The sequence below is a fragment of the uncultured Mycobacterium sp. genome (assembly GCF_964249325.1).
Taxonomy (GTDB): Bacteria; Actinomycetota; Actinomycetes; order Mycobacteriales; family Mycobacteriaceae; genus Mycobacterium.
Genome location: NZ_CAXUCH010000124.1, coordinates 1 through 12,834 on the forward strand (window position 1 = coordinate 1; position 12,834 = coordinate 12,834).

General features: G+C 65.5%; 9 protein-coding genes and 2 riboswitches. Of the genes, 7 read left to right on the top strand and 2 right to left on the bottom strand.

Annotated features, from left to right (window positions below; all coding sequences use genetic code 11):
* Positions 1 to 110: 110 nt before the first annotated feature.
* The 5 genes from ACFE99_RS15620 (at position 111) to eccA (ending at position 7,469) form a co-directional block, all read left to right on the top strand.
* On the top strand, positions 111 to 1,022 hold the full coding sequence (locus ACFE99_RS15620) for an ESX secretion-associated protein EspG (RefSeq protein ID WP_375486813.1): 912 nt from the start codon (positions 111 to 113) through the stop codon (positions 1,020 to 1,022).
* Between the two features lie 172 nt (positions 1,023 to 1,194).
* Complete coding sequence (eccD, locus tag ACFE99_RS15625) at positions 1,195 to 2,703, top strand: type VII secretion integral membrane protein EccD (protein ID WP_375486815.1); 1,509 nt, start codon at positions 1,195 to 1,197, stop codon at positions 2,701 to 2,703.
* Positions 2,681 to 4,444 (top strand): S8 family serine peptidase, encoded by a 1,764-nt coding sequence (locus ACFE99_RS15630; protein WP_375486817.1) that lies wholly within the window; start codon positions 2,681 to 2,683, stop codon positions 4,442 to 4,444. The genes eccD and ACFE99_RS15630 overlap by 23 nt, the downstream gene beginning before the upstream one ends.
* Positions 4,441 to 5,643 (top strand): type VII secretion protein EccE, encoded by a 1,203-nt coding sequence (gene eccE, locus ACFE99_RS15635; RefSeq protein ID WP_375486819.1) that lies wholly within the window; start codon positions 4,441 to 4,443, stop codon positions 5,641 to 5,643. The genes ACFE99_RS15630 and eccE overlap by 4 nt, the downstream gene beginning before the upstream one ends.
* Positions 5,640 to 7,469, top strand: a complete 1,830-nt coding sequence (gene eccA / locus ACFE99_RS15640) for a type VII secretion AAA-ATPase EccA (protein ID WP_375486821.1) — start codon at positions 5,640 to 5,642, stop codon at positions 7,467 to 7,469. The genes eccE and eccA overlap by 4 nt, the downstream gene beginning before the upstream one ends.
* Before the next feature lie 28 nt (positions 7,470 to 7,497).
* Here eccA and ACFE99_RS15645 read toward each other — a convergent pair whose 3' ends face one another.
* Both ACFE99_RS15645 and ACFE99_RS15650 read right to left on the bottom strand, forming a co-directional pair.
* Positions 7,498 to 7,716, bottom strand: coding sequence for a three-helix bundle dimerization domain-containing protein (locus ACFE99_RS15645; protein WP_375486823.1), 219 nt, complete (start codon positions 7,714 to 7,716; stop codon positions 7,498 to 7,500).
* 416 nt (positions 7,717 to 8,132) lie between these two features.
* A complete protein-coding gene (locus ACFE99_RS15650) occupies positions 8,133 to 9,911 on the bottom strand; it encodes an NRAMP family divalent metal transporter (RefSeq protein WP_375486825.1) in 1,779 nt (592 codons plus the stop codon).
* A gap of 598 nt (positions 9,912 to 10,509) precedes the next feature.
* A riboswitch (M-box (ykoK) riboswitch) is annotated at positions 10,510 to 10,683 on the bottom strand.
* Positions 10,684 to 11,095: 412 nt separating this feature from the next.
* Positions 11,096 to 11,269: riboswitch (M-box (ykoK) riboswitch) on the top strand.
* Between the two features lie 293 nt (positions 11,270 to 11,562).
* On the opposite strand from ACFE99_RS15650, the gene ACFE99_RS15655 reads away from it, so the two are divergent.
* Positions 11,563 to 11,862 (top strand): PE family protein, encoded by a 300-nt coding sequence (locus ACFE99_RS15655; protein ID WP_375486827.1) that lies wholly within the window; start codon positions 11,563 to 11,565, stop codon positions 11,860 to 11,862.
* A gap of 32 nt (positions 11,863 to 11,894) precedes the next feature.
* Positions 11,895 to 12,834: PPE family protein (locus tag ACFE99_RS15660; RefSeq protein ID WP_375486829.1), on the top strand; the 940-nt coding region annotated here is incomplete at its 3' end.

Here is a 12,834-nt window from a genome sequence, read left to right on the forward strand (position 1 = left end):
GGGGGGGCCCCGTGGGCCAAAAAAACTACCGGGGGGCGGGGCACAACACCTATTTTGGGGTGTGCTGCCGCGTCCTGCGGTGTTCGAATACGGCAGACATGGGGGCAACGATGGATCAGCAGAGCACCCGCACCGACATCACCGTCAACGTCGAGGGTTTCTGGTTGCTGCAGGCACTGCTGGATATCCGCCACGTCGCGCCCGAACTGCGCTGCCGGCCCTTCGTGTCCACCGAGTCGATGGACTGGCTCAATGAGCACCCCGGCATGGCGGTGATGCGGGAACAGGGCATCGTCACCGACGACACGGTCAACGACCAGGTGGCCGAGCGGATGCGGGTGCTGGCCGCACCGGACTTGGAGGTCATCGCGCTGCTGTCGCGGGGCAAGCTGCGCTACGGCGTCATCGAAGCGGAAGAAGGCGAGGAGCAGCCGGTCGGCTCGCGCGACATCCCTGACAACGAGTTCCGCGTGGTGTTGGCACGCCGCGGGGCGCACTGGGTGTCGGCCGTGCGGGTCGCCGACGAAATCACCGTCGACGACGTGGCGATCACCGACACCCCCTCGATCGCGGCCCTGGTCTTCGACGGGCTGGAATCCATCCACCACGCCGACCCCGCGCAGATCAATGCGGTCAACGTGCCGCTGGACGAAATGCTGGAAGCAACCAAGGCATGGCAGAGCGCCGGGTTCAACGTGTTCTCCGGCGGGGATCTGCGGCGGTTGGGCATCAGCGCGGCCACCGTGGCCGCACTCGGTCAGGCGCTGGCCGATCCTCAGGCCGAGGCGGCGGTCTACGCGCGGCAGTACCGGGACGACGCCAAAGGTCCCAGCGCATCGGTGTTGTCGCTGAAAGATGGATCCGGCGGACGCATCGCGCTCTACCAGCAGGCCCGCACCGCGGGTTCGGGCGAAACCTGGCTGGCGATCTGTCCCGCCACTCCCCAGCTGGTGCAGGTCGGGGTCAAGACCGTTTTAGAGACCCTTCCCTTCGGCGAGTGGAAAACGCATCGAAGAGTTTAACAACACACGTCGAATATCGACCGTACCAACAACTTTCGGTAACGCATTCGCTCGGCGTGCAGATGCAGCAAGATACTTTAGAATTGGCTCGATGACCGCGGCAAGCAGGACAATTGAGAAATTGCGAGGCGAGGCAGATGCATTCAGTATTTATTGACCGGACTGCGGAACAATGACCGCAGTAGTAGAAGCGCCGCAGCCCGGCGCGGAAGCAATCGGCTCACCTCAGGCGGCGGTGGTGGCCATCATGGCCGCCGACGTCCAGATCGGCGTGGTATTGGACGCCCATGCCCCGTTATCGGTGATGATCGACCCGCTGCTCAAGGTGGTCAACACCCGGCTGCGCGAACTCGGGATAGCGCCGCTGCAGGCCAAGGGCCGTGGCCGCTGGACCCTGTGCCTGGTCGACGGCACGCCGCTGCGGCCAAACCTGTCGTTGACCGAGCAAGAGGTCTACGACGGTGACCGGTTGTGGCTCAAGTTCCTCGAAGACACCGAACACCGGTCCGAGGTCGTCGAGCACATCTCGACGGCGGTGGCGGCAAACCTCAGCAAGCGCTTCGCCCCGATCGATCCCGTCGTCGCGGTCCAGGTCGGTGCGGCGATGGTCGCAGTCGGTGTCGTGCTGGCCAGTGGCCTGCTGGAGTGGTGGCGCTGGCGCCACGAGTCGTGGCTGCCGGCTCCCTTCGCGGCGGTGATCGCGGTGCTGGCGCTGACCGTGGCCACGATGATTCTGACGCGCTCTAAAACCGTGCCCGATCGACGGGTCGGCGACATCCTGCTGCTGAGCGGCCTGGCGCCGCTGGCCGTGGCGATATCCACTACTGCGCCCGGCCCGGTCGGCGCGCCCCACGCGGTGTTGGGCTTCGGTGTCTTCGGCGTCGCGGCGATGCTGGTCATGCGGTTCACCGGCCGGCGCCTGGGAATCTATACCGCGCTGGTGACGATCTGTGCCGCAGCGACATTCGCCGGTGTCGCCCGGATGGTGCTGCTAACCAGCGCGGTGACGCTGCTGACCTGTGTGCTGCTGGCGTGCGTGCTGCTGTATCACGGTGCCCCAGCGTTGTCGCGCTGGTTGTCGGGTATCCGCCTGCCTGTCTTTCCGTCCGCCACCAGCCGCTGGGTATTCGAGGCGCGGCCCGATCTGCCGACCACCGTAGTGGTTTCCGGTGGCGGACAGCCGACTTTGGAGGGCCCCTCCTCGGTGCGCGACGTGATGCTGCGCGCCGAGCGAGCCCGATCCTTCTTGACCGGCCTGCTGGTCGGTCTCGGTGTGCTGACGGTGGTGTGTACCGCCGGGCTGTGCGATCCACACGCCGGGCGCAAGTGGCTGCCGTTGCTGCTGGCCGCCTTCACGTTCGGCTTCCTGATGTTGCGAGGCCGCTCCTATGTAGACCGTTGGCAGTCAATAACTTTGGCGGCAACCGCCGTGCTCATCATTGCCGCCGTCGTAGTGCGCTACGTACTGGTGTCAGGCTCGCCGGCGGTGCTTTCGGCCGGGGTGGCGGTCTTGGTGTTGCTTCCGGCGGCCGGATTGACAGCCGCGGCGGTGGTTCCCAACACCATCTACAGTCCGCTGTTCCGCAAATTCGTGGAATGGATCGAATACCTCTGCCTGATGCCGATATTCCCGCTGGCGCTGTGGCTGATGAACGTCTATGAAGCGATCCGGTACCGGTAAGGGTCGACTGTGGTGCGGCCGAGCGGCCGGGGCAACCGCAACCACGCTGATCGTTGCCGCCGGGGCGCTGGCCGGATCACCGTCCGCGGCTGCGATCGCTCCTCCCGCAGTCGATCCTGGAGCGCTGCCGCCTGACGGTCCACCCGGACCGGCACAGCCGATGAGGCAGAGCTCCTACTGCACCGAGGTAGGGGTCTTGCCGGGCACCGACTTTCGGGTGCAGCCGAAATACATGGAGATGCTGAACTTGCCTGAGGCATGGCAATTCGGCCGCGGCGGCGGGGTAAAGGTGGCCGTCATCGACACCGGGGTGACACCTCACCCCAGACTGCCGCGCCTGACCCCCGGCGGCGACTACGTGATGGCCGGAGGTGACGGTTTATCGGACTGCGACGCCCACGGCACGATGGTGGCGTCGGTCATTGCCGCGGAACCGGCAAACGGCGCGGCCGCCGCGGCGCCACCGCCCCGCAGGCCGCTGCCAGTTCCTACCAACGAGCCACCGCCACCGCCTCCGCCACCCCAGACGATCACCATGTCGGTGCCGCCTCCGCCGCCCCAGACGATTACGATGGTGCCGGCTCCGCCGCCTTCGTCGGAGGAGGCGCCTGCGCAGCAGCCCGCCTTGCCGTGGCTGCCCCAACCGCCGAAGGCGCCGGGCGCTGCCAACCGTGGGCACGGAAGCATAACGGCCCCAAGCTATTCCGGAGGCCGACGAGTAATCGTCGCCGATCGCACGCAACCGCGCGACCCACCGCCGCCACCACCGCCTGCGGCTCCGGACGCTTTCAACGGGATCGCCCCAGATGTCGAGGTGATTTCAATTCGCCAGTCGAGCCAGGCGTTTACCGCTAAGGAGCCGTTCGGCGGAGACGAGGATCCGCAGACCCGGCAAAAGTCGGATGGCATCCGGACCATGGCCCGCGCGATCGTGCACGCCGCGAATATGGGTGCCTCGGTGATCAACATCTCGGATGTGACATGCATGAGCGTCCGTAACGTGCTCGACCAAGCCGACCTCGGCGCTGCGGTCCGCTACGCGGCGGTCGAGAAGGACGCCGTCATCGTCTCCGCTGCCGGTGACACCAGCAAGAAAGACTGCAAGCAGAACCCAGTCTTTGATCCGCTGCAGCCCAACGATCCCCGCGATTGGAATGGTGTGAACACCGTCGTAACCCCCTCATGGTTCAGCGACTACGTCCTGTCGGTAGGTGCGGTGGATGCCAGCGGGGCGGCGATGACCAACATGAGCCTGGCGGGGCCCTGGGTATCGATCGCTGGCCCCGGCACCGACATCGTCGGGCTCTCACCCCGCGACGACAGCGTGATCAATGCGATTGAGGGGCCGGAGAATTCGCTGTTGGTACCGTCGGGCACGAGCTTTTCCACGGCGATTGTCTCCGGCGTGGCGGCTTTGGTCCGCGCCAAATATCCCCAGCTGTCGGCGCACCAGGTGATCAACCGGTTGATCCGTACCGCGAGGCCACCGGCTCGGGGTGTGGACAATCAGCTCGGCTATGGCGTCGTCGACCCGGTGGCCGCGCTGACCTGGGATGTGCCGGACGGTCCGGCGAAGCCGCCCGAGAGGCTATCCGCGCCACTGAAACCGCCGCCGCCGGCGCCGCCCCGCAACATGACGCCGGTATGGGTGGCCGCCGGTGGGCTTGCTGCCGCCCTGCTGATAGCCGGCGCGGTGGTCGGTGGTGCAGTGTTGATGCGGCGACAAGGGAGGCAGCCATGAGAGCGCAGCGCCGATTCGGGCTCGACCTGTCATGGCCGCGCCTTACCGCGGTCTTCCTCATCGACGTCGCGGTGCTGGCACTGGTCAGTCATTTGCCGGATGCGTGGCAAACAAATCACATCGCGTGGTGGGCGGGCGTCGCAGTGGCGGCGTTGGTGACGATCGTCGCGGTAGTCACCTACCGGCGGACTCCGCTCACCACCGCACTGGCCGCACGGGTGCTGGACCGATTTGTCGATCCGGAAATGACGCTCACGGAGGGGTGCACGCCCGCTATCGACCACCAGCGGCGCTACGGCCGCGACGTGGTCGGTATCCGCGAATACGACGGCCAGCTAGTGGCGGTGATCGCGGTGGACGGTCAGGACGAGGCCGCGTCGGGGCGGCACCGCAACCGGGAAGCAGGGCAGGGGTGGTTGCCCGTGGAGGCGATCGCGGCACGGCTACGCCAGTTCGACGTGCGTCTAGACGCGATCGACATCGTTTCCGTGGGAACGCGCCACGCATCCGGCACCAAGGTTGTCTCGGAGGACGAGGACGAGACCGGTCCTTTGGAGGATCGGCGTCCGTTCGATGAGCACCACACCTGGCTGGTGTTGCGGATGGATCCACAGCGCAACGTTGCCGCGGTGGCGGCCCGCGATTCGGTGGCCTCGACGTTGGCGGCGGCCGTTGAGCGGCTGGCTCATGACCTCGACGGGCGTCGGTGGAGGGCGCGGCCATTGACCTCCGCAGAGATCGACGACATGGACGCCACTGTGCTGGCAGGTCTGCAGCCTGCTCACGTTAGCCCGCGCCGGCGCCGGCTGAAATACAAGCAGCCCGAAGGGCACAAGGAATTCGTGACCAGTTTTTGGGTTTCGCCGCGCGACATCACGTCTGAGACCCTGGAACGGCTGTGGATGCCGGACACCGAGGCCACTGCGGTGACGCTTCGGCTTACTCCCCGCCACGGCGGTGCCGAGCTGTCAGCGTGGGTGCGTTACCACACCAGCCAGCGGCTTCGCCGAAGCGTGTGGAGCGGCCTGAACCGGCTGACCGGTCGCCAACTGGACGCGGTGTGCGCCAGCATGCCGGTGCCCGCGCGACGTCCACGGCTGGTGGTACCTGGCCGCGAGTTGCGTGACGACGAGGACCTCGCGGTGCTAGTGGGCCAGGCGTCGGCGCCGTCACCAACCCCGGCGGTGGCCCAACGATGAGCAGTCCGCAGACTGCCACCGATGCCCGCAACGCGATGGTGGCCGGTCTGCTGGCATCCGGCATTTCGGTGAGCGGACTGCAGCCTAGCCACAATCCACAGGTGGCGTTGCAGATGTTCACCACGGCCACCAAGATCGATCCTGGCATGTGTGATGCCTGGCTGGCGCGCGTGCTGGCCGGCGATCAGAGCCTCGAGGTGCTGGACAGCGCATGGGCGGCTGTCAATACATTTGGCTGGGAGATTCGTCGGCTTGGGTTGTCCGACTTGGAGTTTCGTCCCCAGGTCTCCGACGGGCTGTTTTTGCGACTGGCGATTACCAGCGTGGATTCGCTGGCCGCCGGCTACGCTGCCGCCCTCATCGACGCCAAACGCTATGCGGAGGCGGCCCGGCTACTGGACGAGACTCAGCCGCGGCAGCCGTTCGACGCCGAACTGGTCCGCTACGTGCGCGGCCTGCTGCATTTCCGCACCGGCCGCTGGCCCGATGTACTCACCCAGTTCCCCGCAGCAACACCGTGGCGCCAGCCAGAGCTGAAAGCCGCGGGGGCGGCGATGGCCACCACCGCGCTGGCCTCGCTGGGGGTGTTCGAGGAAGCCTGCCGGCGCGCCGAAGAGGCGATCGAGGCCGACCGGGTACCCGGCGCCGCCAACGTCGCGATGTACACGAAGGGGATGTGCCTGCGCCATCTGGGTCGCGAAGAAGAGGCCGTCGAGTACCTGCGGCGGGTATACGCGCGTGACGCCAAATTCGCGCCGGCCCGAGAAGCGCTGGACAACCCCAGCTATCGGCTGGTGCTGACCGACCCGGAAACCATTGAGGCCCGCACCGATCCGTGGGATCCGGAAAGCGCGCCGACACGCGAGCAGACCGAGGCCGCCCGCCACGCCGAGATGGCCAAGAAGTATTTGGCCGAGGGTGATGCCGAGCTCAACGCCATGCTGGGCATGGAGAAAGCCAAGCGCGAAATCAAGCTGATCAAGGCCACGACCAAAGTGAATTTGGCTCGCGCCAAGATGGGGCTACCGGTGCCGGTGACCTCACGTCACACGCTGTTGCTCGGGCCGCCCGGGACGGGAAAGACCTCGGTGGCACGGGCTTTCACCAAGCAGCTATGCGGGCTGGGAGTGTTGCGCAAGCCGATGGTGGTGGAAACCAGCCGCTCGAAGCTGCTGGGCCGCTACATGGCCGACGCCGAGAAGAACACCGAGGAGATGCTCGAAGAAGCGCTCGGCGGCGCGGTCTTCTTCGACGAGATGCACACGCTGCACGAGCGCGGCTATCACCAAGGAGACCCCTACGGCAACGCGATCATCAACACCGTGCTGCTCTACATGGAAAATCATCGAGACGAGCTGGTGGTGTTCGGAGCCGGATACGCTAAGGCGATGGAGCGGATGCTGGAGGTCAACCCAGGCCTGCGGCGGCGGTTTTCAACGGTGATCGAGTTCTACAGCTACACGCCCGACGAGCTGGTCGCGCTGACCAAGTTGATGGGCCGGGAAAACGAAGATGTCGTCAGCGACGACGCGGTCGAGGTGTTGCGGCCCTCCTACACGAGGTTCTATCTCGAGGAGAACATCTCCGAGGACGGCGACTTGATCCGCGGTATCGACGTGCTCGGCAACGCCGGCTTCGTGCGGAACGTGGTGGAGAAGGCCCGCGATCATCGCAGTTTCCGCCTCGACGACGAGGACCTCGACGCGGTGCTGGCCAGCGACGTCGACGAGTTCAGCGAGGACCAGCTGCGCAAGTTCAAGGAACTGACGCGTGACGACCTCGCCGAAGGTCTCAGCGCCGCAGTAGCCGAGAAGAAAGCGGACTGAGCAACTCAGCCGGGTGCGGCCGGTGCAGCTATGCCAGCCGCCGCATGACGGCACCCGCTAAGCTACTCAGCTCTTCGCTGGCACGCCGCTCGACCAGTAACGGGATGAAATCGCGCACGGTGCTCTGCTGGAACTGTGTGTATGCCTGCCGGACCACCGCAGCAACATCGTCGGCCGGCAGCGCCGCATACTTCTGGACGAGACGACGCTCAACCGCATCGATCAGCGCCCGCTCTTCTTGAGGCACCCGACCATTGTGTCCATCACATGGCGATTGGTCAACCGGCAGACATATTTTGGGCAACAAGCTTTTTCGCTCCTTTTGCTTGGAAACGGCGTTGACCTGTCGGTCTTGTCGCGGGCGCTCATCGCTGGTTGATGGCCGCGGCAGGGCTCACCAGGCAGCCCGTGTCGCCCCCCTCGAGAAGCGCGGCGCGGCGTGGGTGCAGCAGGGCAGGGGCGTACGGACGGCGATCGCGATGACGCGGGTTTGCGGGGACGGGTCGGACCTCCCCATCCCGTCGACTTCGCTGTCGCCTTCGACACCCATGGTGCCGCGGGGGGAAGAAGCTTTGCTCGACAGTGCATGCTCTGCGCGGCCCCATCGCTCATGAATGACGACCCGAAATCTTTGCAAGTAACGATTTCGGGGGCGCCCCGCGGTCACCCCACCCCTGCTTGGACGACTTTCACGACAACCACCACACCCGCAATGACGAGGTAGACGCGCAGCGTTAGCAGCCCTGCCCGCCGTACCGGCGACATGAGCGGCCGCTCCAAGGTGGCGAAGGCGGGCATGCGCCAGGTGGCACGGACCTTGTCGCGGAAGGCTTTTCGATCGGCGCGGGTCAACTTCGGTAAGTTGTCGAGTTCCTCGACCTGTTCGGGATCCAGCGCGCCGAACGGCACGGTGTCTTCCGTGTCGCGTCGGTCGGCGTACCAACCGATGGCGAAGACAATCGCCGCCCCGAGGAAGCCGATCACGGCGCCGACAATGAGGCCGCCTTCGAGCGTCTCGGTTGACAGGTTGGGAAAGAGCGTCACCACCGTCAACATCAGCGACAGTACGACCAGCGACCAGACAATGATCCAGGCTAAGGCGTTCTGGCGGAAGGTGTTTGCCCATGGGCCCAGCACCGGACGGTCGTTGCACAGCAAGACCAGAAACACGGTCGCCGACGGGAGCAGGATACCGGCGAGGACCTGCACGCCTTGTGTGATCAGCCCAAGGACGTGATCCGGGCTGAACGCAACTGCAGCCGACAGCGCGAGCAGCGCGGCGTAAGTGCTGTAAAACAGCGGGGCCTCAGTGACCTTCCAATGTAGCGAATGCGGCTTGCCCACCGCATCACCGAGCGCGTAGGTAGTGGACAGTCCGATCACGTTCGCGCCGATCAGGGAGCAATCCAGCAACACGATGGCAAACAGGACGCCCACGGTGTGGCCGACGTGGTGGGACAGCTGGGAGGCAACCGCCCCCGCATCGATAAAATTGCCGGCGTCGCTGGTGCCGCCCAACCCGAATGCGGTCGCTGCCATGAGCGCCACGCCCCCGCCGATTACTCCCGCGATGCCGATCACCAGATCGGCTCTCCCGTAAGGAATCCAGCGGGGCGTGATGCGCTTGTCGACCACGTTGGACTGCTGAAAGAACAACTGCCACGGTGCCACGGTCGTCCCGACGATCGAGATGATCACCATCAATACGATCGAGTCAGGTTCGCCTGGCAAGGAGGGAATCAGCCCACGCGCGCTTTCGCCAACGGTCGGATGCACCAGCAACACCATCGGAATAAGCGCCACGTTGCTTGCGATCAACACGAACATCAAGCGCTCCCAGCGGCGGAATGAGCCACCGGCTACCACCGCGAACAGCAACACCGCGGCGGCGGGGATCGCGATAGTCTTCGGGCAGCCCAGGAATCCGAGCGCCAGTGATACACCGATGAATTCGGTGACGATGGTGAGCGCGTTGAGGATCAACAAGTCGCCCAGGCTGAACGCGCCCCAGAATTTGCCGAACCGCTCGAAGATCAGCCGCGCGTGACCAACCCCGGTGACCGCGCCCAGCCGCAGCACCATCTCCTGATTGACATAGAGCACAGGGATCATCAACACCAACGTCCACAGCAGGCTCATCCCATAGTTCTGTCCCACCTGGGAGTAGGTCGCCACGCCACCGGCATCGTTGTCGCCGATCATCACGATAAGTCCTGGACCGGTGATGACCATTAACGTCCGCAGCCGCTGCCAGCGGGTCCGGCCGGGCCCTGTGGCGTCCCTGGCGATACGGCCGAACGCGCCAATGATGTCGCCGACATGTGCGGAGTCCAGGGCCGCGGAGCCAGACGAGTCGGCGATCAGCTGGGGCCGGCTCTCGACGGTGGTGTGGCTCAGTGCAGTATCAGGGTCGCCCTGCACCTCGGTGGAGAAGGAAGTCATCGGCAGGCTCGCTTTCTCGACACGCTCAAACTGACGGTGCGTACGTCCGGAAAACCGTGGGAAGGGCTGTCGCGTAGGAATGCGGATCCCGGGTGGCGTCTCGACACAGGCGTCACCGGCTAGTGCTTTCACTAGGGGCCGAATGTCCGCCCCGGCAGCCATTGATCACCACAGTTGGCATCATGGAGATGTAGAGGTTCGCCCGCTCCTCAGGAGTGAGATTGCGGCGATCCTGCAGCCGCCCCGCCAATCGGAGAGCCGCATGCAGCCTCTTCCACTCACAGGCTGTCGAAAAACCTTGTGTCGCAACCAAGGCCATGATCCTTCCTCCTACCTGGGAGCCCGACCGGCTACCACGAGCACCCCGCCCCCCCAAGGCAAATACGGGTGTGCTTCACCACCCCGCACACACCACCGGCGCGCGGGTATTACCGGAACAGCGTCCGAGAAGCCTTAGGCGGCAGAGGAAATGCCGCAGCTGGATCGGGACGAAACGGACTTCAAAGATTGATCCGGACTACCGCTCGGACTCATTTCGCCCTCACCTCCTCCCGGCCGGGGCACACGGGGGTGCCATCACTGGTGCACAAAGGGGTGAGCGGCACCCCTCTCGTCAGAGCTTTGGCACTGCAGGGCGTATCCGGTACTTCGTCCGGAAGCCACTTGGGCTCAACCCTTAAGCCGGGAGGAGCTGTCCTGACCCTGGGCGTCTCTCGACGTTCGGGGTCAGTGGCCTGTGTCCCTGCAGACGCCTCACCTAGCGAGGTGCTTGCTCGTTCATGTTGGCCCTCACATCGGGTATCCGTCAAGCGTTCACTAAAATTTCGCTCGCGCCGAAGCCCCGCTGGAGGCTTGTACATTCGTCCAATTGACGGCACGCCGCGGTTCACAATATGGCTGCGCGGCAGGCTTTCAGACGCAGCCGGTGGCCCGGCCGCCAAGGCTTCGTCGCATTCTCGCCATGCCCATCCAAGGAACTGGCAACCGACCCGATGGCTCTGCCGACATCGGACCTACACCCGAGAACCGATGCTCCGACAGCCGGAGCGCGAACACCTCGGCTGGATCTGAGACGCCGGAGGCCGCCTGGCCGCCGAGTTCAAGCGCGCCGCTCGAGCGAGTTTTCGATAGTTCATCGAGTACGGGTTGACTTGGCGCCGCTCTAAGTGCCAGGATTGCCGATGCAAGCACCTCGCTAGGTGAGGCGTCTGCAGGGACACAGGCCACTGACCCCGAACGTCGAGAGACGCCCAGGGTCAGGACAGCTCCTCCCGGCTTAAGGGTTGAGCCCAAGTGGCTTCCGGACGAAGTACCGGATACGCCCTGCAGTGCCGAAGCTCTGACGAGAGGGGTGCCGCGCCCGGCACTTTCGCCCGGCGGCTCCGCCCCTTTTGTGCGACATGACGGCACCCCCGTGTGTCCTGGCCGTGAGGAGGTGAGAGCGGAATGAGTCCGAGTGATAGTCCATATCCGAGTTCCGTGACCGTTTCGTTCGGATCCGGCCCCGGCATTATCCCCACTGCCTGAATCGGCTTGCGCCGCTTCGGTTAACGCGCACCGCCCCGCGTGCGGGCGTGCGTGATCTTGGCGTGCTCTGACACGACTGCACTCCCTTAGTGGGTGCTGTCTTGCCTGCGTAAGGAGAAGTCCGATGTCTTTTGTGACCACACAACCGGAAATGCTGGCTGCTGCCGCCGGCCAGTTGCAGGGGATTGGTGCGACGATGAGCGCCCAGAATGCGGCGGTCGCAGCCCCCACCACAGGCGTGATCCCAGCTGCTGCTGACGAGGTATCCGCGCTGACGGCAACGCAATTCGCCGCACACGCCGCGATGTACCAGCAGGTCAGCGCTCAAGCCGCGGCGATTCACGACATGTTCGTGAACATTCTGGGCGCCAGCGCCGGATCATATGAGGCCACCGAGGCCGCCAACACACTCGCGGCCATCTAAGGGCAGGCCCACCTCACGGGAGGAGTGCTGCGATGACTTTGTTGCTGGACTTCGGGGCGTTGCCGCCGGAAATCAACTCGGCCCGGATGTATGCGGGTGCGGGGGCGGGGCCGCTGCTGACAGCCGCGGAAGGGTGGAACACCGTGGCGGCTGAATTGCGCGCGGCGGCAGCGTCTTACAGCTCCGTCGTAACTGGGCTGACCAGCCAGGGCTGGCGTGGTCCGGCGTCGCTCGCGATGGCGGCGGCGGCCGCGCCGTATGCGGCGTGGATGAACACCACTGCTGCGCAGGCTGAGCAGACCGCGGTGCAGGCCACCGCGGCGGCGGGCGCCTATGAGGCGGCGTTTGCGATGACGGTGCCGCCGCCGGTTATCGCGGCCAACCGGGCTCAGCTGGCGGCGTTGGTGGCCACCAACTTTTTGGGGCAGAACACGCCGGCCATCGCGGCCACTGAGGCGCACTACGCCGAGATGTGGGCGCAGGATGCCGCGGCGATGTATGGCTATGCCGGCTCCTCGGCAGCGGCCGCCCAGTTGACGCCGTTTGCCGTTCCGGTGCAAAACACCAACCCCGCTGCGCTGGTTGCGCAGTCGGCCGCGGTGAGCCAAGCCACCGGCACGGCGGCCGGCACCAGCACTCAGTCGACGCTCTCGCAGCTGACCTCGGCGGTGCCCTCGGCGCTGCAGAGCCTCGCATCGCCCGCGTCGTCGGCCTCAACGTCGTCATCGGGGTTGTCCGACTTGTTCAGCAGCGACCTGTGGAACCAGTTCGGGCCCAACGCCAACATCTGGAACACCATCTTCTCGTCCGGGTTCTACATGCCCAGCAACACACTGGGTGCTTTCACGAGCCTGATGAGCTCCGGTGCCGGTGGTGCTGCCGCCGATGCGGCTGGCGAAGCCGCCGGTGCGGCGGCCGGTGCGGCTGCCTCGGAGCTGCCGGGCGTCGCGGGCTTGGGCGGCCTCGGTTCTG